This is a genomic window from Pseudosporangium ferrugineum (assembly GCF_003002065.1).
Lineage (GTDB): Bacteria > Actinomycetota > Actinomycetes > Mycobacteriales > Micromonosporaceae > Actinoplanes > Actinoplanes ferrugineus_A.
This window is the reverse complement of the sequence record NZ_PVZG01000019.1, coordinates 1-20,978: the sequence shown is the minus strand read 5'-3', so window position 1 is coordinate 20,978 and position 20,978 is coordinate 1. Positions and strand designations below refer to the sequence as shown.

The window sequence follows — 20,978 nt, the reverse complement described above, 5'->3', positions numbered from 1 at the left end:
CGAGGGCTCAGGTCACCATCCGGACCGCGTCGCTCCCGAGGCCCGGTACGGGATCACCGCGAGTGGACACCCGGCCCTGCGCAGCAGCGCCCTGGTCGTCGAGCCCAGCGACCGCCCGGGAGCCGGGAGGTCGCTGGAGGAGCCGACGACGAGCAGGCCCGCGTGCCTGCTGAGGGCCTCGAGGGCGGGGGCGGCCTCCGTGCTGCGCAGCACCTCGCGTTCGACGTCCACCCCGGCGCCGAGCGGCAGATGCCGGTCGAGCAGCCCGTTGAGGAGCCGTTCCGCGTCGCCGAGGGTGTCGTGGCAGCTGCGATGGCCCGGGCAGTGCGGGGGCCGGCACGCGGTCCACACGTACACCACCCGCAGGGCCACGCCCAGCTCCGCCGCGACCGTCCGGCCGTACCGCAGAAGTCCCGCCGCCTGACCGTCCGCGTCAACGGCCACGATCACCGGGCCCGCACCGGGGGTGAACCCGGTGCGGCGGACGACCAGTGCGGGCAGTCCCGGCACCGACAGAGCCGGACGCACATCGAACTGCCGCACGAGTGTTGTGCTGGACACGACGCCTCCCCTTGTTCATGTCCTCCTCACCACTCTGCCGCGGTCACCGCCCGCGCACGCGGGTCGTCCGGCCCCATCCCGGGGGACGGTGGTCCCGCCCCCGGCTCGTCGCCGGCCCCGGCCTCCGGGACGGCCAGCCCGCTCCCGGCATCGAAGAAGTACGCCGCGCCCAGGTCCAGCGCGAGCCGGACCGGCCGGCCGATCGCCAGGTCGGCGTCCTGCGCCACCTTGGCGGTCCACAACCTGCCGCCCTGCGGGTCGTCCACGGTGACCGGCAGCTCCCCGGCGTCCGTCCGGTCGCCCGCCGTGCCCTCGCCGGGCGCCTCGAAGAGCAGGTGCTTCTCGTCCCCCAGCGCCTCCACGCCGAGCGGGACGACCTCGACGGCGGAGCCGGACGCGGCGCCGGCCAGGGTGATCGCCGCCGGCCGCAGCCCCATCACGACCGGGGAGCCGAGGTGCGCGCGGAGCCCCGGCCAGCGGCGCAGCGCGTCCGGGATCTCGAGCTCCACCCCGCCCAGGGTCACCGTCACCGGCTCGCCCCGGCTCGGCGTCACGGTGGCGAAGTTCATGCTCGGCGATCCCATGAACCCGGCGACGAACCGGTTCGCCGGTGCCCGGTAGAGCTGGTCGGGCGTGCCGATCTGCTGCAGCCGCCCCTGGTCCAGCACGGCGATGCGGTCGCCGAGCGTCATGGCCTCGATCTGATCGTGCGTGACGTACACGGTCGTGACCCGGTAGCGCTGGTGCAGCCGGGCCAGCTCGGCGCGCATGGAGACGCGCAGCTTGGCGTCGAGGTTGGACAGCGGCTCGTCCAGCAGGAACACCCGCGGCCGGCGGACCATGGCCCGGCCCATCGCGACCCGTTGGCGCTGCCCGCCGGACAGCGCCTTGGGCTTGCGGTCCAGCAGGTCCCGCAGCCCCAACAGATTCGCGGTCTCCGCCACCTGCCGGCGCGCCCGCGCCGTCTCGACGTGCCGCAGCCGCAGCGCGAATCCCATGTTCTGCCGCACCGTCATGTGCGGGTAGAGGGCGTAGTTCTGGAACACCATGGCGATGTCCCGCTCCTTCGGTGCCCAGTCGGTCACCCTCTCGCGGTCGATGTAGACGTCGCCCGAGGTCGCCTCCTCCAGCCCGGCGATCATGCGCAGCACCGTCGACTTCCCGCAGCCGGACGGCCCGACCAGCACCAGGAACTCGCCGTCGGCGGTGGTGAGACTCAGGTCGTCGACCGCCGCCGTCCCGCCGGGGAAGACCTTCGTCAGGTGGTCCAGCCGCACCACGGACATGGCGCCTCCTTCCGTACGCGCGCCCGCCGGCGCGCCGGGGCCCGCACCCTCAGCAGAACCCGCCGGGGGCGTGCCCGGACAGAGGCCGCGGGCAGCGCGGACCGGGACGTACGTCCCCGGCGTCAGGCCGCGCCGGCGGTGGTGAGGAGGTAGTCGTCGGCGTCGGGGTTCCAGGTCAGGTCGACCGCGCCGGCAGTGGCCGCGGCCTTGCAGAACTGGAGGAAGGAGCGGTAGCCGAGCCGCTTCTCGGTGAAGTCCGGGGCGACCTTGCGCAGCTGGTTCTTGAGGCCGGAGAGGGCCACCGGGCCGTCCCGGCCGGCGAGGTCGGCGACGACCGTGCGCAGCAGGCCGAACGCGGCCTCGCGGTCGCCGTGCTCGGGCAGGGTCACCTCCGGGTCGCCCTTGGCCGCGCGTTCGCTCAGCTCGACCACGTTGGTCCCGGCGAGGTGGCGCAGCAGCTCGCCGAAGGCACGGAAGCCCCAGTCGGCCTCGTTGAACGTGGGATCCTTGCGCAGCAGGGTGCGCTTGAGCGTCGAGGACGTGACCGCGCCGCCGGAGCTGCGCTGCAGGCCCGCCACGGTCTGCGCGACGAGCGCCGCGAGCGAGTCCATGTCCCGGGCCGGCGCGTCGGCGGCCGGCTCCGGCTCCGCCTCGCGCGACGACGAGAACGACGGCGCCAGCGACGGTTCCTGCGGCACCGGCTCGGGGGCGGCCGGCGCGGGGGCCGGGGTGACCGGCCGGGGCGGCACCTCGGCGGCCGGCGGAGGCGGCGGGGTGGAACGGGACCGCCGGGACCGGGCCGGTGGCACCTCGACGCCCTCGAGCCGGTCGTAGTAGAGGAACTCGTCGCAGGCCGGCGGCAGCATCGCCGACGTCGTCTGCTCGACGCCGACGCCGATCACCCGCTTGTTGAGCTCGCGCAGCTTGTGGACCAGTGGGGTGAAGTCGCTGTCGCCCGTGCACAGGACGAACGTCGAGATGTACGGCCGCTCGAACGCCAGCTCCAGCGCGTCGACGACCATCTTGATGTCGGCGGCGTTCTTGCGCGACGCGCCCATCCGCTGCGGCATGTCGATCAGCTCGACGTGCGAGCGGGTGAGCATCCGCCGGTCCTCGTCGAAGTAGGACCAGTCCGCGTACGCCCGGCGGACCACGACCCGTCCCCGCTCGGCCAACGCGTCGGCGACCGGGCGCAGCTCGAAGCGCAGGCCGCCGAGGTGATCGCGGGCGCCGATGGCCAGATTCTCGTAGTCGAGGAACAGGGCGATGCGATCTTCTTGATCCACGCCGCTCACCCTACGCCCGGCGGCCGGGTCAGCGGCGCAGGCCGTGGCGGCGGTGGACGAGGCGCTCGACGGCGGTGGCCGGCAGCACGCGGCGCAGGGCGAAGACGAGCGGGGCGTTGCTGCCGACGGCGTACCGGGGGCGGGGGCGGGACGCCTGCACCGCGGCGGCGACGACCCCGGCGACGCGCTCGGCGGCCACCCCGGCCCGCTCGTTGCGGTCGAGCGCCGTCAGCATGGTCTCGAAGTCCCGGAGGTGCGGGGAGTCGCCGGCCACGTACCGGGTACGGCGGGTGCTGATGCCGGTGTTGATCGAACCCGGCTCGACCGTGGTCAGCCACACCCCGAACGGCGACATCTCGTGCCGGGCGGCGGTGCCGAACGCCTCGAGGGCGGCCTTGGTGGCGACGTACGACGACCGGTACGCCAGCGGGAACGACGCGAGCATCGATCCGACCATGACCACCCGGCCGTAGCCGCGCTCGCGCATGCCGGGCAGGGCCAGCTGGGTCAGGCGTACGGGACCGAGCACGTTGACCTGGAACAGCCGCCGCAGCGCGTCCGCGGGGAGTTCCTCGAAGGGCCCGGACTGACTCTCCCCGGCGTTGTTGACGAGCACGTCGACCCCGGCCAGCGTCGCGGCGAGCGCCTCGACGGAGTCCTCCGAGCCGAGGTCGAGGGGAACGTACTCCACCTCCGGCAGCGGCGGCGCCGAGGCGGGGTCGCGGGTGGTGCCCAGAACGCGGTAGCCCCGCGCCGCCAGCACGGCCGCGGTCGCCCGCCCGATACCCATCGACGCTCCGGTGACCAACGCGGTACGCACCATCGCCGCACCATACCGGTGCCGCCGTCACGTCCCGGCGGCGACCGCGGGGAGCCGGATCGTGAAGGCGGCGCCCTCCCCCGGGCTGCCCTGCGCCTCGATGGACCCGCCGTGCCCGGCGACGACCTCGCGGGCGAGCGCGAGCCCCAGCCCGAAGCGCCGCTGGTCGCCGTGGCCGCCGCGGGCGAAGCGGGCGAACAGCCGCTCGGCGTCGGCCGGGTCGAAGCCGGCGCCGTCGTCGCGCACGACGACCGTGACGACGGCGTCCGAGCGGTCCAGGCCGATGCTGACGTGCCCGCCGGGCGGGGTGTGGCTCAGGGCGTTGTCGACCAGGGCGGTGAGCACCCGGCGCAGCGCGGTGCGGTGGCCGGGCACGACCGGCGGCCCGCCGCCGGTCCGCAACGTCAGCTCCACGTCCTGCTCGCGGGCCCGGTCCGCCTGCTCGGCGAGGACGTCGGCGGCCACGGCGGCCAGGTCGACCGGCACGCGGGCGTCGTCGCGCCGCTCCAGCTGGGTGGAGAGCAGCAGGTCCTCGACGACCTCGCCGAGGTGCCGGGTGCCGGCCACCAGGGCGTCGACGTCGGCGGTGGCGTCCGTGGCGCCGTGGCGCAGGTCCATCCGCAGCAACTGGGCCCGGGTGTGCAGCTGGGTCAGCGGGGTACGCAGCTCGTGGCTGGCGTCGGCGACGAACTGCCGCTGCCGGGCCAGGGCGTCGGCCAGCGGTGCCGTCGCGCGGCGGGCGAGCAGCGCCGCCGACAGCAGCGCGACGAGCAGGCCGACGAGCTCCCCGGCGATCAGGGCGGCGAGCAACCGCTCCCGCTCGTCGTGCTGCTCGTGCCGGCTCATCACGACCTGCACCGTCGCCGTGCCCCGCTTCCGGGTCCGGACCAGGTAGCCGCCCTCGGGGCCGTCGGCGTCGTACGTCTCGGCCGCGCCGCCGGCGGCGACCCGGTCGAGCGAGGCCCGGTCGGGGAAGCCCCGCGGGGCGCGCTCGGTCGCGGCGATCCGGCCGCCGGCGTCCCGGAGGAAGACCCACACGTCGGGCGGCGGATCGTCGACGTCCTCGGCGGCCGCGGCCGTCCGCGTCAGCAGCTTCTCCGCGGCGGAGTTCTGGCTGTGGGTGACCACCAGCAGCACGAGCGCGCCGAGCACCAGCAGGCTGACGGTGATCGCCCCGGCGGTCTGCACGGCGATGACCCGGCGGGCCCGGGTCAGCAGCTCCCGGTCCGGATCGGTCCCCGCGCCGCTCCTCATGCCGGCCCGAGCCGGTACCCGACACCGCGTACGGTGGAGATCGCGGTCGTGCCGAGTTTGCGCCGCAGGTAGTGCACGTAGGTGTCGACCAGGGCCACGCTCGACGCGTCGGGGAAGACCTGGGCGGCGATCTGCTCGCGGGTGAACGCGCGCGACGGGTTGCGGGCCAGCAGCCGCAGCAGGTCGCTCTCGCGCCCGGAGAGGGCCACGACCGAGCCGTCCTCCCCGGTCACCGTCCGCGAGATCAGGTCGAACGTCCCGGCGCCGACCGCCAGCCGCTCCGCCGCCCCCGCGCCACGGCGCACCAGGGCCCGGACCCGGGCCAGCAGCTCCTCCACCTCGAACGGCTTCACCAGATAGTCCTCGGCGCCGCTGTCGAGGCCCGCGACCCGGTCGGCGACGGTGCCGAGCGCGGTCAGCACGAGCGCCGGCACGGCGACGCCGGACCTGCGGAGCCGGGCCAGCAGGTCGAGGCCCTCGATCGCGGGCAGGCCCCGGTCGACGATCAGCGCGTCGTAGCGGCGGGTCAGCGCCAGGTGCAGCCCCGCCTGGCCGTCCGGGGCCAGCTCCGGCTCGTACCCGGCGCCGCGGAAGAGGCGCAGCAGCAGCGGGCCGAGCTCGCGGTCGTCCTCGACCACCAGCACCTTCGCCGCGGGACCGGCAGCGTCCGTCATGGCCCTCACTCTCGCAGAACGGGTCGGCCGCCAGCGTCCCCGGCGCACCTTGGAGAACTCCAAGATTCGCTACCTACCGTTTGCCGCGATCTCGCCGTCGGAAGGAATGTCATGGGGACCATCAACGGGCTGCCGGCACACATCCTGTTCGTGCACGCCGTCGTCGTGCTGCTGCCGCTCGCCGCCCTGCTGCTCGTGCTCACCGCCGTACGGCCCTCGGTGCGGCGGCGCCTGGCCGGCCCCAACGCCGTGCTGTCCGTGCTGGTGCTGGTCATCGTGCCGTTCACCACCAGCGCCGGGGAGTGGCTGGAGGAGCGCCTGCCGGAGACCGCCCTGATCGAGAAGCACGCAGAGCTCGGCGACACCGCCATCCTGGTGGCCGCCCCGGTGGCCGTCCTGGCGATGCTGATCTGGTGGCGCCAGCGGGAGGCGGCCGGCCGGGCCCGGACCTTCCTGGCGCCGTCGTCCGCCGCGGTCACCCGGACCATCGCCGCGCTGGCCGTGGTCGTCGCGGGCCTGGCGGTCTACGACGTCTACCGCATCGGCGACTCCGGGGCCAAGTCGGCCTGGTCGGACACGGTCAGCTCGACCCCCGCGCGCGGCGACGCCGAGGGAGAGGGCAGCGACTGACCGGCGGCTCACTGCGGCGGGGGCGCGACCGTACGCTCCCAGGCCCGCCGCGCCGCGGCCGTCGCCACGAGGGAGCGGATCAGCGGCACCGCGTCCTCGGCCGCGGCCCGTCCGGCGTCCTCGAACTCGGTGATGCGTGACAGCTCCCAGAACGCGTACTCGTCCACGGCGGGCGCCAGGGTGAGGTCGGCGTCCGCGCCCAGCCGGCCGCCGCCGGGTGGCAGGGTGCTGACCGCCACCATGATGTGCAGCAGGGTCGCCGGGGGCCGGCGCGGCAGGGGTCCCGAGACGTCGACCGCGACCACCACGTCGGCGCCCATCTCGCGGGCCAGCCCGGCCGGCACGATGTCGACCAGGCTGCCGTCGACGAGCAGCCGGCCGTCGCGTTCCACCGGCGGGAAGACCCCGGGGATCGCGGCGCTGGCCAGCACCGCGGAGGCGACCGGGCCGTCGCGCAGGACCACCCGGTCGCCGGTGGTCAGCTCGCAGGCCACGGCCGCGAACGGCAGGTCCAGGGCGTCGAAGTCCCGCCCGCCGAGCAGGTCGTCGAGGAACGCGCCGAGGCGGGCGATGGCGAACAGGGCGCGCCGGGTGCGGGCCGGGCGGATGAGCCGCGACCAGCGCAGCGCCTGGGCCACCTTGCTGATCTCGGACGGGCCGGTGCCGGCCGCGTAGAGGGCGCCGATCAGGGCGCCGGCGCTGGTCCCGGCGATCACGGCGGGGGCGAGGCCGGCCGCGTCGAGCACGTCGAGGACGCCGACGTGGGCGGCGCCGCGCACCGCCCCGCCGCCGAGGGCCAGCCCGATCCGTACCGGTTCGTCGTCGCCTGGCTGCGCATTCACCCGGTCAGGATGCCAGCCCGGCCCCGTCTCTGGCAGGCTGGCGGCATGGCCGATCCGCTCGACGACCGGGACGTGGCGGCCGACGCGCTGCGCCGGGTCACCGCCGCCGCCGGACCGTACCTCGACTCCCTGGCCGGCCGGAAGGTCCACGACGCCGCGGCGGCGGGGCTGACGGCCACCCTCGGCGGGCCCCTTCCCGAGCGGGGGCTGGGCACGCTGCCCGCCGTCGCCCGCCTCCTCGAGGCCGGCACGGCGGCGGCCACGGCGTCGTCCGGGCCGCGCTTCTTCCACTTCGTCACCGGCGGCGCCACCCCGGCCGCGCTCGCCGCCGACTGGACGGCGTCGCTGCTGGACCAGAACAGCTTCGCCCGTGCCTCCTCCGCGTTCGGCAACGACGTCGAGACGATCGCGCTGGACTGGCTGCGGGAGCTGTTCGGGTTGCCGCCGGGATGGGGCGGCGCCCTGGTGGCGAGCGCGACGTTCGCCAACTTCACGTCGCTCGGCTGCGCGACGCACTGGTGGGGAGAGAGGCAGGGCGCCGACACCGTACGCGACGGGCTCGCCGGCCTGCCCCGCATGCCGGTGTTCTCCTCCGGCTACGTGCACGCCAGCGCCCGCAAGGCGCTGCAGATGCTCGGCCACGGCCGGGACACGGTGCGGGTCTGCGCGCGCGACGGCGCCGGACGCGTCGACCTGGCCGCGATGGCGCGCGGGCTGGACGCGCTCGGCGGCGCCCCGGCGGTGATCATCGCCAACGCCGGGGAGGTCAACGCCGGGGACTTCGACCCGCTCGACGACCTCGCCGGCCTGGCCCGCGACCACGGCGCCTGGCTGCACGTGGACGGCGCGTTCGGGCTGTTCGCCGCGCTGTCGCCGGCCACCTCGCACCTGACCCGCGGCATCGAGCGGGCCGATTCCGTCGCCGCGGACGCGCACAAGTGGCTCAACGTCCCGTACGAGAGCGGCTTCGCGCTGATCCGCGAGCCGCAGCGGCTCGGTGCGGCGTTCGGCATGCCGGGCGCCGCCTACCTGCCCGGCCCGCAGGACCCGGGCGGCGGCTACGGGCTGTACGGGCCGGAGTCGTCCCGCCGGGCCCGGGCGCTGCCGATCTGGGCGACGCTGGCCGCGTACGGGCGCTCGGGCCACCGGGCGATGGTGGAGCGCCACGCCGGCCTGGCGCAGCGCCTCGCCCGCGCGGTCGACGAGGCCCCCGACCTCGAGCGGCTGGCCGAGGTGCCGCTGTGCATCGTGTGCTTCCGGGTACGCCCGCCCGGCGTCGCCGAGGGCGACCTCGACGACCTGAACCGCCGGGTCGGCGCGGCCCTGCTGGCCGACGGCCGGGTCTTCGCCGGCACCACGGTGTACGACGGCCGCGTCGCCCTGCGCCCGGCGATCGTCAACTGGCGCACCACCGAGGCGGACATCGACCTGCTGGTCGACGTGGTGAGAGAGCTCTCCGCCACGGTCTGAGGCGCTCAAGTCGGCTCCCGCACCGCCGATAACAGGACGTGCGGCACGGACGACTGTGGTGGCTGTGGCTCGCGGCCGGTGCGCCGGCCACCGGCTGCTACTTCCTGCTGCCCGAGGGGAGCCTGGCCCGCAACCTGGGCTACAACGCCATCGGCCTGGTGTCCGCCCTGCTCATCCTGCTGGCCGTACGGCTGCACCGGCCCCGGCGCCCGGCGATGTGGTACTGGTTCGCCGCCGGGCAGGCCGTCTGGGTCCTCGGCGACGTCGTCTACGAGTACTACCTGTACGGCTTGCGCCAGGAGCCGTACCCGTCGCCGGCGGACGGGTTCTATCTCAGCGCGTACCCGATGCTCCTGATCGGTCTGGTCCTGCTCGTGCGGCGGACCGCCGCGCGCGACCGGGCCGGCCTCGTCGACGCCGCCATCGTGGCCGTCGGGCTCGGCCTGGTCTTCTGGGTGTTCGTGATCGAGCCGATCGCCGCCGACGCCACCGTGTCCCCGCTGGAGCGGGTGATCAGCGTGGCCTATCCGGCGGCCGACGCGATGCTGCTGGCCGTGCTCGCCCGGCTGTTCTTCAGCGCGGCGCAGAGCACGCCCAGCATCCGCATGCTCGGCCTGGCGGTGGTGCTGCTGCTCGTCGGCGACGTCGGCTTCTCGGTGCTGAGCCTCTACTCCGACGCGGGGACCACCGGGTTCGACGCCGCGTTCCTGTTGTCGTACGTGGTCTGGGCCGCGGCGGCGCTGCACCCGTCGATGCGCACGGCCGGCGCCTCCGCCGACGGGCCGCCGGAGGGCCGGATCAGCGCCGCGCGGATCGCCCTGCCCGCGGTCAGTGCCCTGCTCGCCCCGGCGGCCCTGCTGGTGCCGGCGATCGGCGGCAACAGCGGCGACCGGGCGGCCATCGCGGTGGGCGCCGTCGTGCTGTTCCTGCTGGTGCTGCTGCGGATGGCCGGCTTCATGGACCAGGTGAAGCGGCAGTCCCGTCAGCTCGAGGACCTGGCGATGCACGACGACCTGACCCGGCTCGCCAACCGCCGCCGGTTCGAGCGCGCGCTGGGCACCGCCCTGTCCGGCGGCCGGCCGCACGTCGTCCTGCTCGACCTCGACGGGTTCCGGGCGGTCAACGACCAGCTGGGCCACTCGGTCGGCGACGAGCTGCTCGTCGCCGTGGCCCGGCGCCTGGTCGCCGTGGCCGGCCGGGAGACGCTGGTTGCCCGGATGGGCGGCGACGAATTCGCGCTGCTGCTCACCGACCCGGCCCCCGGCGCCGCCCTCGACCTGGCGCGGCGGCTCACCGCGGCCCTCCAGGAGCCGCTGCGCAGCGGCGGGCACGAGCTGCTGGTCAGCGCCGGCATCGGCCTCGCCGGGCCGGAGGGGGCCGCCGACGCGCAGGAGCTGATGCGCCGCGCCGACCTGGCCGTCGACGCGGCCAAGGAGAGCCGCGAGCCGTTCCGCCGGTACGTGCCCGAGCTCGACGACCGCGCCGGCGAGGAGGCGCAGCTCGGCGCCGAGCTGCGGACCGCCCTGGACGCCGGGCAGTTCCGGCTCGTCTACCAGCCGATCGTGGAGCTGCCGCACGGCCGGATCTACGACGTGGAGACGCTGGTCCGGTGGGAGCACCCGGACCGCGGCACGGTCGGGCCGGCCGAGTTCATCCCGGCCGCGGAGCGCAACGGGCTGATCGTCGAGCTGGGCGCCTGGATCCTGCGCGAGGCCTGCCGGCAGGGCGCCCGATGGGTCGCCGAGCTGGGCCGGGACGCACCGGAGCGGATCACCGTCAACGCCTCCGCCCGGCAGCTCGCCCAGCGCGGCTTCGCCGCCGTCGTCGGCGCGGCCCTGCGGGAGAGCGGCCTGAGCGCCACCCGGCTCACCGTCGAGGTCACCGAGACCGCCGTCTTCGAGGGCGGCCAGGCCATCGCCACGCTGCACGAGCTGCGGGCGCTGGGCGTACGGATCGCCCTCGACGACTTCGGCACCGGCCACTCGTCGCTCGGGCTGCTGCAGACCGTGCCGGTCGACGTGCTGAAGGTCGACAAGAGTTTCGTCGACAACATCACCATGGCGGGCCGGCACGCGGTGATCGCCACCGCGCTGATCCAGGTGGCGGACGGCCTCGGGCTGACCGCCGTCGCCGAGGGCGTGGAGACCAGCGAGCAGGCCGCGGAGCTGCAACGCCTCGGCTACCGGTTCGCCCAGGGCTACCACTTCGGCAGGCCGGTGGCCCGGCCGGACTTCCGGGCGGGCGCCCCCGGCGACCGCGATCGCACCGTGGCCCCGGCCGGGGCAGAATCGCGGGTATGACTACGAGTGCGCGGGACCGTGACGCCGCCGGGCGTCCCCGCAACGCGCGTCCCCGGGACGGCCTGGGCCGGCCCCTCCCGCACGGCGTGACCGGCGTGCCGACCACCCCGGAGGACGTGGTCCTGCCGCCGGCCGAGTCGCTGCGCGAGGCGGAGCGGCTGCTGGCCGCGGGCCGGCCGTTCCACGCCCACGAGGTGCTGGAGGCGGCGTGGAAGGCGGCCGGCGGGCCGGAGCGCGACCTCTGGCAGGGCCTGGCGCAGCTCGCGGTGGGGCTCACCCACGCCCGCCGGGGCAACAGCGTCGGCGCGGCCCGGCTGCTGCGGCGCGCCGCCGGCCGGATCGAGCCGTACGCCGCCGACCCGCCGCACGGCGTCGCGGTGGAACGGCTCGCGGCGTGGGCGCGGGCGGCGGCCGCACGGATCGGCGACGGCGCGCCGTTCGGCGAGCGGGACGCCGACCCGGGGCCGCTGACCGGCTCGGCCCAGCTGGACCTGCTGCGCCGCTGGGAGGACTCGGGCGCCACCTGGCGGGTGCTCGGCCGCTCCGCCGATGCGGTGGTGGTCGCGCTGCTCAGCTGCGACGCGGGCGAGGAGGTCGACCGGTTGCACGGCACGGACCGGGAGCTGCTCGCGTACATCGGCGAGCGTGACCGGAGCTCCTGACAGCTTCCACACATCGTCCCGGGATGCTGCCTCTCGCACGGACATAACGCCGAGGAGAGGTCAAACATGGTCGTCAAGCGCATGGGACAGATGCTGATGCTGGCGGGTCTGCTCGCCGCCGCCGCGGCCTGCGGCTCCGAGTCGCAGGACAGCGGGAAGTCCGAGGTGGCGACGCTGGCCAGCCCCGGCGGCACCCCGGCGCCGTCGGCCACGGCGGCCGGCAAGCGGCCCCGGGAGCGGCTGGACACCACGCAGGAGGAGATGGAGGGCTGGTACCGGATCTACGACGAGTGCCTGAGCAAGGAGGGCGCCAAGTCGAAGAAGGAGATCGGCAACCGGCGGCCGACGCAGGCGGAGATCGCCAAGCAGGAGGCGGCCGCGCGGGTCTGTGACCCGCAGTACCTGCCGCTGCCCCCGTGGGAGAAGGACCCGGCCAACCCCGAGGCCAAGGACTTCGCCCGGGACGTCCTGAAGTGCCTGAAGGACAAGGGCGTCAAGCTCGTCGAGATCGCCGACGACGGAATCAACATGTCGTTCGGCGGCCCGCAGAACGACAACACGTCCATCAGCAAGGGCCTGCGCCTGACGCCGGACTGCGAGCGCGAGGTCGCGGCCAGGAAGAAGTAACCCTCAAGATCAGGTACGTTGCCCGTATGAGTGTGCGCTTCGGGGTTTTCGTGCCGCAGGGCTGGAAGATGGACCTGGTCGAGATCGCCGACCCGGTGGAGCAGTACGAGGCGATGACGGCCGTCGCGAAGGCGGCCGACGCCGGCCCGTGGGACTCGGTGTGGGTGTACGACCACTTCCACACCGTGCCCGAGCCGACGGTCAACACCGTCTTCGAGTGCTGGACCGTGACGTCGACGCTGGCCCGCGACACCAGCCGGATCAACATCGGGCAGATGGTGGGCTGCAACGGCTACCGGCAGCCCTCCCTCTACGCCAAGATCGCCTCCACGGTCGACGTCGCGAGCCACGGGCGGCTGTACGCCGGGCTCGGCGCCGGCTGGTACGAGCACGAGTGGAAGGCGTACGGCTACGAGTGGACGGAAGTCCCGCAGCGGATGGGCGAGTTCCGCGAGGCCGTCGAGATCGTGCACAGGATGTGGACCGAGGAGCGGCCGGTGTTCACCGGCCGCCACTACTCCATCGACGGGCCGATCAACGAGCCGAAGGGCGTCCGCAAGCCGCACCCCTCGTTCTGGCTCGGCGGCGGCGGCGAGAAGGTGACCCTCAAGCTGGTCGCCCAGTACGCCGACGCCTGCAACGTGGGCGGCGGCGACCCCGACCTGATCCGCCGCAAGCTCGGCGTGCTGCGCGGGCACTGCGACGCCCTGGGCCGCGACTACGACCGGATCATCAAGTCGACCGGGCTCGAGCTCGACCTGAACGAGTCCACCGCCGACACGATCGGGCGCGTCGAGCGCATGGTCGAGGCCGGGGCCGACTACGTGATCGTGTACGTGCCGCGGGTGGCGTACGACCACGAGCCGATGCTGCGCTTCGCCAGTGAGGTCATCCCCCAGTTCGCCTGAGCGGCGTTGACGCCGGGTCATCGACGTGTCTAGATTTCTGTCGATGACCCGGATCACCGGCGTACGGGTACACGACGTGCGCTTCCCCACCGCGGCGGCCGGCGACGGCTCGGACGCCGTCAACCGCGGCGACTACTCGGCCACGTACGTCGAGCTCGCCACCGACGGCCCGCTGACCGGCGCCGGATTCACCTTCACCAACGGGCGCGGCAACGAGCTGACCTGCGCCGCCGTCCGCGCGCTGGCCCACCACGTCGAGGGCCGGCCGCTCGCCGACCTGTGGGCCGACCCGGTGGGTTTCGCCCGCTCGCTCAGCGCGGACGTCCAGCTGCGCTGGCTCGGCCCCGAGAAGGGCGTCATCCACCTGGCCACCGGCGCGGTGGTGAACGCGGTCTGGGACCTGCACGCCAAGGAGGCCGGCAAGCCGCTGTGGCAACTGCTCGCCGACCTGCCCACCGGCAAGCTGGTCGGCTGCGTCGACTTCCGCCACATCACCGACGCGCTCACCCCGGCCGACGCGGCGGCGATCCTCGACCGGGGCCGCGACGGGCTGGACGCGCGGCGCGCCGAGCTCGAGCGGGACGGGCTGCCGTCGTACACGACCAGCGTGGGCTGGCTCGGTTACCCCGACGACAAGGTGCGCGAGCTGGCCCGGTCGGCGTACGCGGACGGCTGGCGGGCGATGAAGATGAAGGTGGGCGGGGAGCCGGCCGACGACCTGCGCCGGGCCCGGATCATCCGCGCCGAGATCGGGCCGGACGCGCTGCTGATGATGGACGCCAACCAGGTGTGGGAGGTCGACGAGGCGATCGCCCGGACGGCCGCGCTGGCCGAGGCGGACCCGTACTGGATCGAGGAGCCGACGCACCCCGACGACGTGCTCGGTCACGCGCGCATCCAGCGGGCGGTCGCGCCGATCCGGGTCGTCACCGGCGAGGTCGCGGCCAACCGCGTCATCGTCAAGCAGCTGCTCCAGGCCGGGGCGGTCCGCGTCGTGCAGATCGACGCCTGCCGGGTCGGCGGCATCCCCGAGGTGCTCGCCGAGCTGCTGCTGGCGGCGAAGTACGGCGTACCGGTCTGCCCGCACGCCGGCGGGGTCGGCCTGTGCGAGCTGGTGCAGCACCTGTTCGCCTTCGACTACCTGCGGGTCGGCACCAGCCTGGACGGCCGCATGGTCGAGTACGTGGACCACCTGCACGAGCACTTCACCGATCCGGTACGCACCCGCGGCGGTCGCTACGTCCTGCCGCGGGAGCCCGGTTACAGCGCCACCATGCGGCCCGCGTCCGTCGCGGAGTTCCGGTTCCCGGACGGGCCGGTGTGGGCCCGCTCCGGGAAGCCGGGGTGACCCTGGCCGAGCCGGTCAATCGGTCCGGCGGGCCGCCTGCATCAGCGGGACGATGGTGGTGAGCGCGTGCCGGCGGTTCTCCGGGCTGGTCGCCGCGACGCGGTCCACCCGCGGGTCCCACGGGTGCTCGAGCACGCCGGCCACCGCCCGGGCCGTGCCGGTGTTCTCCAGCCGGTCGATCAGGTGCAGTGCCACGTCGATGCCGGCGGTGATGCCCGCGCTGGTCACCACCGGGCCGGTGTCCACCCAGCGCCGGTCGCGGACGACCTCGACCTCCGGGTGCCGCGCGGCCAGCTCGTCGAGGACGAGCCAGTGGGAGGTGGCGGCCCGGCCGTCGAGCAACCCGGCCGCGGCGTAGACCATCGCGCCGTTGCAGACCGAGGTCATCACGGTGCCGTGCTCCGCGAGGGCCCGCATCCGGGCCAGATGGGCCCGGTCGGCGTGGAGCCTGTCGATGCCCGGGCCGCCGGGGTGCACGACGAGGTCGGGCAGGGGCTCGTCGTCGATCGCGCCGTCCGGGGTGACCCTCAACCCCAGGGCGCAGCGTACGGGCGCCCCGTCGAGGCTAGCCGTACGCACGCTGACCGGACGGGTCGCCACCGTCTGCCAGATCCGGAGCGTCTCCCACGGACCGATGAAGTCCAACTCCTCGACGCCGTCGAACAGGAGCACGGTGATGCGGTAGGGCCGGGTATCAGTCATGCCCCCATCCTTCGCGGCCCGCCCCGCCGCGACGAGTAGCAGGAATGCCCCTCATCGATAAAATTCAGCCATGACCGGTTCGTCCCGGCGGCGCCATCGCGTCGCGGTGCTCGCCCTCGACGGTGTGCAGCCGATGGAGGTCGGCATGCCGTTCCAGACCTTCGGCCTCCACGACCGCCGCTACGACGTCATCCTGTGCGGCCGGTCCGCCGGGCCGGTCGAGACCCTCTACGGCTGGTCGCTCACCGCGCCCCACGGCCTCGACGAGGTCGTCACGGCGGACACGGTGATCGTGCCGGCCCACCGGGGCTCGGAGCGGGACACCCCGCCGGACGCCACCCCGGACGTACGGGACGCGCTGCTCGAGGCGCACTCCCGGGGCGCGCGGATCGCCACGATCTGCACGGGCGCGTTCGCCCTGGCCTCCACCGGCCTGCTCGACGGCAAGCGCGCGACCACCCACTGGCTGCTCACCGACGAGCTGGCCCGCCGGCATCCGCGCATCGAGGTGGACCCCGGCGTGCTCTACGTCGACGCCGGCTCCCTGCTCACCTCGGCCGGGGTGGCCAGCGGCATCGACCTCTGCCTGCACCTGCTGCGCCGGGACTGCGGCGCGGCCACGGCCACGGCGATCGCCCGCGGCATCGTGGCCGCGCCGCACCGCGAGGGCGGCCAGGCCCAGTACGTTCCCCACCCGCCCGCGCCGCCGGACCGCACCGAGCTGAGCGCGACCCTGGAGTGGGCGCTGCGCCGCCTCGACACCCCGCTGACGGTCGCCGAGCTGGCCGCGCACGCCGCGGTCGCCGAGCGTACGTTCGCCCGGCGGTTCACCGCCCAGCTCGGGGTCAGCCCGGTCAAGTGGCTCACGGCCGCCCGGATCAGCCGCGCCCGCGAACTGCTCGAGACGACCGACGCCGGCATCGACCACATCGGCCGGGCCTGCGGCCTGGGCACCCCGGCGAACTTCCGCCACCACTTCCGGCTCGCGACAGGCACCACCCCGACCGACTACCGCCGCACCTTCTCGTCCCGGACCCCCAAGCCGGCCCGCGTCTCCCCGCACGGGTGACCGAATCCGGCACCGGCGCGCCCGAGGGATGCGGAGTTCCCCTTACCCGCCCTCGCCGACGTGGATCTGCACCCGGTGGTGTGCCGTGCCCCGTGCGCCGTCACCTGTGTCCTGTGCTGGGCATGCGTTGTGCGTCGGGGAATCGAACCCCCGCGCCTGCCCCCGGCGCGCCACGAGTGGGCCGGATCACCCGCCGGCCCTCGGGTTCGTGCACGCCTCCACGTCGGCTACCTGCTCCGCATCCCTCAGTCGATCAGCTCGGTCTCCCAGTTCAGCCGCTGGATCAGCGTGTCGACCTCCCGCACCTGCCGGGCCAGGTCGTCGGCCCGGCGGCGCAGGTCGGCCACCGGCAGCGCCGGGATCATCTTCAGCTCGGACCGCAGCTGCCGGTAGCCCCGCTGACCGTCGCCGGCGGCCGCGTCGGCCGCCGAGGTGATCAGGCTGTGCCGCAGCCGCAGCACGTCGCGCCGGGCGAGCGCGTCGGTGAGGGTGCCGCCCTCGGCCGGGGTGGCGGCGTTCGTCCGGTTGATCCGCCGGATCAGCGTCTCCAGCTGGTCGAGCACCTCGGCCGCCTCGCCCACCAGCGACGCGGCGTCCTCGGCCGGCGCCTCACCCTCCTGATAGCGCGCGCTGCCGGTGATCCGGGAACGCAACTGCTCGACGCGCCGGGACGCATCGGCGCGCAACGCGAGAGCCTCGGCAAGTTTCATGCGCACCAGTATGGCCACCCAAGATCGCCCCCGCCCCCGATTTTCCGCACGCCACCGCCGCCCCGGCCGCGACGCCGGCCCCTGCCGCGACGCCGCACCGGCCGCACCGCCGCCCCGGCCGCACCGCGGCTCAGGGCGCGACGCGGCTCAGGGCGCGACGCGGCTCAGGGCGCGACCAGCGGGACGAGGATCTCGTCGACCACGGCGATCACCTCGTCGTCGCCGATCGAGTCCGCGCGCCACGCCTCCACGAGCAGCATCCGCGGCCCGACCTCGGCGCTGCGCCAGGTGACCCGCGCCGGGTCGGCCTCGCCCCGCGCCGCCGCCTCGCGCAGCACCTCCATCAGCACCTCGTGGGCCGGCCGGACCACCGACTCCCACACCTGCGCGAACAGCTCCGGATGCTGGTGCCGGTACGCCATCAGCGGCCGCAGCGCCCGCCCGCGCGGCTCGCCGAGGGCGCGGACGAACCCGCTCAGCAGCGTGATCAGGTCGGCGCGCAGGGAGCCCGTACCCGGTGGGGTGGGTGGTTGCCCGAAGCCGGTCGCCGGATCGGTCAGCGCGGCCAGCACCAGCGCGTCCGGGCCGGACCAGCGGCGGTAGAGGGCCGCCTTGCCGGTGCCGGCCGCCGTCGCGATCCGGTCGAAGGACAGCTCGGCGAAGCCGGTGCGGCCGAGCTGGTCCAGCGTGGCGAGGTAGATCGCCTCGGTCAGCGCGGGGCCGCGACGGCGGGTGGCGGGTGGCGGGCTCACGACCCCATTCTGACGGGCCGTCTATAGTGAACAAATCTGTTCACTATTTTCGGAGGTACCCCGATGTACCGCATCTGCGACGTCGCCGTCGTCGACCCCCGCGACGGCTCGGTCACCCCGCACCAGGACGTCCACATCGACGGCGGGCGGATCGCCGGGATCGGTGCCACGAGCGGGCCGGCCGGGGAGGCGCCGGACGTCGACGGGCGGGGGCGTTTCGTCGTGCCCGGGTACGCCGACATGCACGCGCATCCGCTCAACCTGGGCGATCCCACCCCGGAGCTGCGGCTGATGCTCGCCTTCGGGATCACCGGATACCGGCAGATGAGCGGCACCCCCGGGCTGCTGCGCCGGCGCCGGCGGGCGGCGGACGACGACCGTACGCCGCGCCTGCTCGCCACCCCCGGCCCGGTGCTCACCCCGCTGAACGCCGGCCGGCCCGGCACGGCGGCGGCGGAGGTACGCCGCCAGGCGCGCGACGGCGCCGACTTCGTCAAGGCGGCCCTGATCACCCCCGAGGTGTACGCCGCCGTCCAGGCGGAGGCCGACCGCCTGTCCCTGCCGGTGGCGGGCCACCTGCCGGCCGGGATCGACGTCCGCGCGGCCTCGGCGGCCGGATTCCGGTCGATCGAGCACCTCGGCCCCGGACTCGGCGTGCTGGCCGGGTGCTCCTGCCACGAGGAACAGCCGGCCCCGGGGCGCGGCCCGATCCCGGCGCCACCGTTCCGGATCCCGTTCGCCGGCCGGGTGGCCGACCGGATGCTCCAGCGACTCGTGGTCAACCCGGCCCAGCTGACCAGCTCCGCCACCCTGGACGCCACCCGCGACGCGATCGCCGGCTTCGACGAGGGCAGGGCCCGCGAGCTGGCCCGCGAGTTCGCCGCGAACGACACCTGGAACTGCCCGACGCTGATCCGGCTCCGGGGCCAGCAGCTCTGCGACGACCCGGCGTTCGCCGCCGACCCCGACCTGCGCTACGTCACCGCGAAGGAGCGGAGGACCTGGGCCGCCGCGGCCGCCGCCTTCCGCCGCAAGTTCGACGAACGCCGCCGCGCCGTCTTCGCCGAGCAGTTCGCCCTTCAGCTGCGCCTCGTACGGATCCTCGACGAGGAGGGCGCCCCGCTGCTGGCCGGCACCGACGCGGTCGGCGCGGCCTGGGTCGTCGCCGGCGCCTCCCTGCACGACGAGTTCGACCTGCTCGCCGAGGCGGGGCTGAGCCCGCTGCGGATCCTGCGGGCCGCCACCAGCGACCCCGCCCGCTTCCTGCACCGCGAGCGGGACGCCGGCACGGTCGAGGCCGGCAAGGAGGCCGACCTCGTCCTGCTCGACCGCGACCCGACCGTCTCGGTGGCCGGGTTGCACGCCGTGGGCGGGGTGGTCCGCGGCGGCCGGTACCACGACGGCGCGACGCTGACCGCGTGGAAGGAGGAGGCCGGACGCCGCTGACCCGCGCCCGATCGCCGCTACTCTCGTGAGGTCGGTGAGGCAGGGAGATCGGAGCTCGATGGCGACGAAGCAGTACACGGGCTCACCGGAGGACGCGGACCTGCGGCGCGCCGACTCCCTGGCGCGGGAGATCTTCTCGGATGTCGCCAACAAGTGGGCGCTCCTGATCATCGAGGCGCTGGGCGACCGCACCCTGCGCTTCAGCGAGCTGCGCCCGCAGGTCGAGGGCATCAGCCACAAGATGCTCACCCAGAACCTGCGCATGCTCGAGCGCTACGGCCTCGTGGAACGCAAGGTCTACCCGACCGTGCCGCCCCGCGTCGAATACTCCCTCACCGAGCCGGGCCGGGCGCTGCAGGCCACGGTCGACGCGATGTGCGGCTGGACGCACCGCTACCTCGCCGCCATCGAGGGCGCCCGCCGCCGCTTCGACGAGGACGCCGGCTGACGGGATTTCGCCACGGTCGCCGGCATGCCCCGGACGGGGAGACGGGCGAGTGGCTCGTCACCCGGGCGGCCGGTGACCACCACGGCGGCCTACCGGCCGGGGACGGCTTCCTGCTGGATCCGGTCGAACTGGGCGGCCATCGCCCCGGCCAGGGCCTGCGCGGCGGACAGCGGGCGGACCATCACGGTGAACTCGTCGATCAGGCCGTTCTCGTCGAGGTGCAGGAAGTCAGCCCTCGACGGCGACGTCCCCGATCCGCGCCTCGAAGACCAGCGCGTGGTCGCGTCCGCCGTCGCCGCCGAGCTCCCGGACGTACCGGAAGTCCTCGAACACCCGCAGGACGCCGCGCAGGATCGCCGCGGTGATCGGCTTGCCGGGGTAGGGCTTGAACGCCACCGGACTGCGGAACACCACGTCGTCGGCCAGGGTCGCGGCGATGGCGTCGGGGTCCCGTGCTTCCACCGCACGGCGAAAATCGATCACCCCGCCAGCGTACGGGGAAGCCGGTCAGCCGTTCGGCCGGGACCCGATCGCCTGCAGGGCCCAGCCGTTGCCGTCGGGGTCCCGGAAGTGGACGAACCGGCCCCACGGCTGCTCGTCGACGTCGGAGGCGTCGACGCCGGCCTCCCGCAGGCCGGCGCGCGCGGCCGCGGCGTCGGCCACCACGACCTGGATCCGCTGGCTGCCCGGCACCTTGTCGGTCACCCCCTCGCCGATCACGATCGAGCAGGCCGATCCGGGCGGGGTGAGCTGCACGAACCGCAGGCCGTCGCGCACCCGGTGGTCGTGGTCGGCGTGAAAGCCGATCCGCTCGTAGAACGCCTTGGCCCGGTCCACATCGGTGACCGGCACGGGGATGAGTTCGATCTTCCAGGTCGCTGTCATACGGTCAGCCTGCCCGCAATTGCGGTCAGTCCCTGACCGCAATCACCTACGTTCCTGACCGGCGACCGCCCCACGCGAGGACCGGGCCGCCGGGGGGCAGGCGGCGCGGGGCTCAAGCAGCGCGAGGCGGCGCGTGGCGCTCAAGCAGCGCGAGGCGGCGCGTGGGGCTCAGGCGGCGCGGGGCCGGCGCGGGACGGCGCGGAGGATGCTCCTATGGATGTCAAGCGGCGAGTTCAAGATCGTTTGTGGTGATGAGTTGGTAGAGCTCACGGGCGACATACCGCTTGAGGCATCGAAT

The 20,978-nt window shown here is 74.6% G+C and carries 22 protein-coding genes; 10 read left to right on the top strand and 12 right to left on the bottom strand.

The features are described from left to right. Positions 1–12: 12 nt before the first annotated feature. The 6 genes from CLV70_RS30820 to CLV70_RS30795 all read right to left on the bottom strand — a co-directional run bounded on the left by CLV70_RS30820 (position 13) and on the right by CLV70_RS30795 (position 5,881). A complete protein-coding gene (locus CLV70_RS30820; RefSeq protein ID WP_106130142.1) occupies positions 13–561 on the bottom strand; it encodes a universal stress protein in 549 nt (182 codons plus the stop codon). Positions 562–587: 26 nt separating this feature from the next. Then, positions 588–1,847, bottom strand: coding sequence for an ABC transporter ATP-binding protein (locus CLV70_RS41840; protein WP_106130141.1), 1,260 nt, complete (start codon positions 1,845–1,847; stop codon positions 588–590). Between the two features lie 122 nt (positions 1,848–1,969). Further along, positions 1,970–3,133: a PIN domain-containing protein gene (locus CLV70_RS30810; RefSeq protein WP_106130140.1), complete on the bottom strand. Its 1,164-nt coding sequence runs from the start codon at positions 3,131–3,133 to the stop codon at positions 1,970–1,972. Between the two features lie 28 nt (positions 3,134–3,161). Continuing rightward, positions 3,162–3,956, bottom strand: coding sequence for an SDR family oxidoreductase (locus CLV70_RS30805; protein WP_106130139.1), 795 nt, complete (start codon positions 3,954–3,956; stop codon positions 3,162–3,164). A gap of 24 nt (positions 3,957–3,980) precedes the next feature. Continuing rightward, positions 3,981–5,207: a sensor histidine kinase gene (locus tag CLV70_RS30800; protein WP_106130138.1), complete on the bottom strand. Its 1,227-nt coding sequence runs from the start codon at positions 5,205–5,207 to the stop codon at positions 3,981–3,983. Further along, positions 5,204–5,881 (bottom strand): response regulator transcription factor, encoded by a 678-nt coding sequence (locus CLV70_RS30795; protein WP_106130137.1) that lies wholly within the window; start codon positions 5,879–5,881, stop codon positions 5,204–5,206. Before CLV70_RS30795 ends, CLV70_RS30800 begins: the two co-directional genes overlap by 4 nt. Before the next feature lie 111 nt (positions 5,882–5,992). On the opposite strand from CLV70_RS30795, the gene CLV70_RS30790 reads away from it, so the two are divergent. Further along, the gene (locus CLV70_RS30790) at positions 5,993–6,511 is read left to right on the top strand and encodes a DUF2231 domain-containing protein (protein ID WP_106130136.1); all 519 of its coding nucleotides are present in this window, start codon (positions 5,993–5,995) and stop codon (positions 6,509–6,511) included. An 8-nt stretch (positions 6,512–6,519) separates the two neighbouring features. Here the strand turns inward: CLV70_RS30790 and CLV70_RS30785 are convergent, their stop codons facing one another. Further along, entirely contained in the window at positions 6,520–7,353 is an 834-nt protein-coding gene (locus tag CLV70_RS30785) for a patatin-like phospholipase family protein (protein ID WP_106130232.1), read from the bottom strand. A 45-nt stretch (positions 7,354–7,398) separates the two neighbouring features. On the opposite strand from CLV70_RS30785, the gene CLV70_RS30780 reads away from it, so the two are divergent. The 6 genes from CLV70_RS30780 (at position 7,399) to CLV70_RS30755 (ending at position 14,668) form a co-directional block, all read left to right on the top strand. Further along, complete coding sequence (locus tag CLV70_RS30780; protein ID WP_106130135.1) at positions 7,399–8,823, top strand: pyridoxal phosphate-dependent decarboxylase family protein; 1,425 nt, start codon at positions 7,399–7,401, stop codon at positions 8,821–8,823. A 38-nt stretch (positions 8,824–8,861) separates the two neighbouring features. Continuing rightward, the gene (locus CLV70_RS30775; RefSeq protein WP_106130134.1) at positions 8,862–11,123 is read left to right on the top strand and encodes a putative bifunctional diguanylate cyclase/phosphodiesterase; all 2,262 of its coding nucleotides are present in this window, start codon (positions 8,862–8,864) and stop codon (positions 11,121–11,123) included. Next, positions 11,120–11,785 (top strand): DUF309 domain-containing protein, encoded by a 666-nt coding sequence (locus CLV70_RS30770; protein WP_106130133.1) that lies wholly within the window; start codon positions 11,120–11,122, stop codon positions 11,783–11,785. Before CLV70_RS30775 ends, CLV70_RS30770 begins: the two co-directional genes overlap by 4 nt. A gap of 66 nt (positions 11,786–11,851) precedes the next feature. Beyond that, the gene (locus tag CLV70_RS30765) at positions 11,852–12,412 is read left to right on the top strand and encodes a hypothetical protein (protein ID WP_106130132.1); all 561 of its coding nucleotides are present in this window, start codon (positions 11,852–11,854) and stop codon (positions 12,410–12,412) included. 26 nt (positions 12,413–12,438) lie between these two features. Further along, entirely contained in the window at positions 12,439–13,320 is an 882-nt protein-coding gene (locus tag CLV70_RS30760; protein ID WP_106130131.1) for an LLM class F420-dependent oxidoreductase, read from the top strand. A 43-nt stretch (positions 13,321–13,363) separates the two neighbouring features. Then, positions 13,364–14,668 (top strand): enolase C-terminal domain-like protein, encoded by a 1,305-nt coding sequence (locus CLV70_RS30755; protein WP_106130130.1) that lies wholly within the window; start codon positions 13,364–13,366, stop codon positions 14,666–14,668. Positions 14,669–14,683: 15 nt separating this feature from the next. Here CLV70_RS30755 and CLV70_RS30750 read toward each other — a convergent pair whose 3' ends face one another. After that, positions 14,684–15,370: a DJ-1/PfpI family protein gene (locus CLV70_RS30750; protein WP_106130129.1), complete on the bottom strand. Its 687-nt coding sequence runs from the start codon at positions 15,368–15,370 to the stop codon at positions 14,684–14,686. A 70-nt stretch (positions 15,371–15,440) separates the two neighbouring features. On the opposite strand from CLV70_RS30750, the gene CLV70_RS30745 reads away from it, so the two are divergent. Beyond that, entirely contained in the window at positions 15,441–16,439 is a 999-nt protein-coding gene (locus CLV70_RS30745) for a GlxA family transcriptional regulator (RefSeq protein ID WP_106130128.1), read from the top strand. Between the two features lie 245 nt (positions 16,440–16,684). Here the strand turns inward: CLV70_RS30745 and CLV70_RS30740 are convergent, their stop codons facing one another. Then, positions 16,685–17,149 carry a DIP1984 family protein gene (locus tag CLV70_RS30740; protein WP_106130127.1) on the bottom strand — a complete coding sequence of 155 codons (465 nt, stop codon included), beginning with the start codon at positions 17,147–17,149 and terminating at the stop codon, positions 16,685–16,687. Positions 17,150–17,313: 164 nt separating this feature from the next. Then, complete coding sequence (locus CLV70_RS30735; protein ID WP_106130126.1) at positions 17,314–17,901, bottom strand: TetR-like C-terminal domain-containing protein; 588 nt, start codon at positions 17,899–17,901, stop codon at positions 17,314–17,316. 63 nt (positions 17,902–17,964) lie between these two features. Between CLV70_RS30735 and CLV70_RS30730 the strand changes: the two genes are divergently transcribed. Both CLV70_RS30730 and CLV70_RS30725 read left to right on the top strand, forming a co-directional pair. Then, positions 17,965–19,347 carry an amidohydrolase family protein gene (locus CLV70_RS30730; RefSeq protein ID WP_106130125.1) on the top strand — a complete coding sequence of 461 codons (1,383 nt, stop codon included), beginning with the start codon at positions 17,965–17,967 and terminating at the stop codon, positions 19,345–19,347. A gap of 58 nt (positions 19,348–19,405) precedes the next feature. Beyond that, positions 19,406–19,795, top strand: coding sequence for a winged helix-turn-helix transcriptional regulator (locus CLV70_RS30725; protein ID WP_106130124.1), 390 nt, complete (start codon positions 19,406–19,408; stop codon positions 19,793–19,795). Positions 19,796–20,023: 228 nt separating this feature from the next. Here the strand turns inward: CLV70_RS30725 and CLV70_RS41370 are convergent, their stop codons facing one another. Together CLV70_RS41370 and CLV70_RS30715 are read right to left on the bottom strand one after the other, a co-directional pair. Next, positions 20,024–20,278, bottom strand: coding sequence for a nuclear transport factor 2 family protein (locus CLV70_RS41370; protein WP_245908560.1), 255 nt, complete (start codon positions 20,276–20,278; stop codon positions 20,024–20,026). Between the two features lie 24 nt (positions 20,279–20,302). Further along, complete coding sequence (locus CLV70_RS30715) at positions 20,303–20,680, bottom strand: VOC family protein (protein ID WP_106130123.1); 378 nt, start codon at positions 20,678–20,680, stop codon at positions 20,303–20,305. Positions 20,681–20,978: the final 298 nt, after the last annotated feature.

What these genes read in the sequence shown, in the direction of transcription:
- CLV70_RS30730 (WP_106130125.1), top strand. Translation starts at nt 17,965, where the DNA reads ATGTACCGCATCTGCGACGTCGCCGTCGTCGACCCCCGCGACGGCTCG.
- CLV70_RS30765 (WP_106130132.1), top strand. Translation starts at nt 11,852, where the DNA reads ATGGTCGTCAAGCGCATGGGACAGATGCTGATGCTGGCGGGTCTGCTC.
- CLV70_RS30740 (WP_106130127.1), bottom strand. Translation starts at nt 17,149, where the DNA reads ATGAAACTTGCCGAGGCTCTCGCGTTGCGCGCCGATGCGTCCCGGCGC.
- CLV70_RS30755 (WP_106130130.1), top strand. Translation starts at nt 13,364, where the DNA reads ATGACCCGGATCACCGGCGTACGGGTACACGACGTGCGCTTCCCCACC.
- CLV70_RS30725 (WP_106130124.1), top strand. Translation starts at nt 19,406, where the DNA reads ATGGCGACGAAGCAGTACACGGGCTCACCGGAGGACGCGGACCTGCGG.
- CLV70_RS30795 (WP_106130137.1), bottom strand. Translation starts at nt 5,881, where the DNA reads ATGACGGACGCTGCCGGTCCCGCGGCGAAGGTGCTGGTGGTCGAGGAC.
- CLV70_RS30760 (WP_106130131.1), top strand. Translation starts at nt 12,439, where the DNA reads ATGAGTGTGCGCTTCGGGGTTTTCGTGCCGCAGGGCTGGAAGATGGAC.
- CLV70_RS30800 (WP_106130138.1), bottom strand. Translation starts at nt 5,207, where the DNA reads ATGAGGAGCGGCGCGGGGACCGATCCGGACCGGGAGCTGCTGACCCGG.
- CLV70_RS30790 (WP_106130136.1), top strand. Translation starts at nt 5,993, where the DNA reads ATGGGGACCATCAACGGGCTGCCGGCACACATCCTGTTCGTGCACGCC.
- CLV70_RS30745 (WP_106130128.1), top strand. Translation starts at nt 15,441, where the DNA reads ATGACCGGTTCGTCCCGGCGGCGCCATCGCGTCGCGGTGCTCGCCCTC.
- CLV70_RS30715 (WP_106130123.1), bottom strand. Translation starts at nt 20,680, where the DNA reads ATGACAGCGACCTGGAAGATCGAACTCATCCCCGTGCCGGTCACCGAT.
- CLV70_RS41840 (WP_106130141.1), bottom strand. Translation starts at nt 1,847, where the DNA reads ATGTCCGTGGTGCGGCTGGACCACCTGACGAAGGTCTTCCCCGGCGGG.
- CLV70_RS30805 (WP_106130139.1), bottom strand. Translation starts at nt 3,956, where the DNA reads ATGGTGCGTACCGCGTTGGTCACCGGAGCGTCGATGGGTATCGGGCGG.
- CLV70_RS30770 (WP_106130133.1), top strand. Translation starts at nt 11,120, where the DNA reads ATGACTACGAGTGCGCGGGACCGTGACGCCGCCGGGCGTCCCCGCAAC.
- CLV70_RS30780 (WP_106130135.1), top strand. Translation starts at nt 7,399, where the DNA reads ATGGCCGATCCGCTCGACGACCGGGACGTGGCGGCCGACGCGCTGCGC.
- CLV70_RS30750 (WP_106130129.1), bottom strand. Translation starts at nt 15,370, where the DNA reads ATGACTGATACCCGGCCCTACCGCATCACCGTGCTCCTGTTCGACGGC.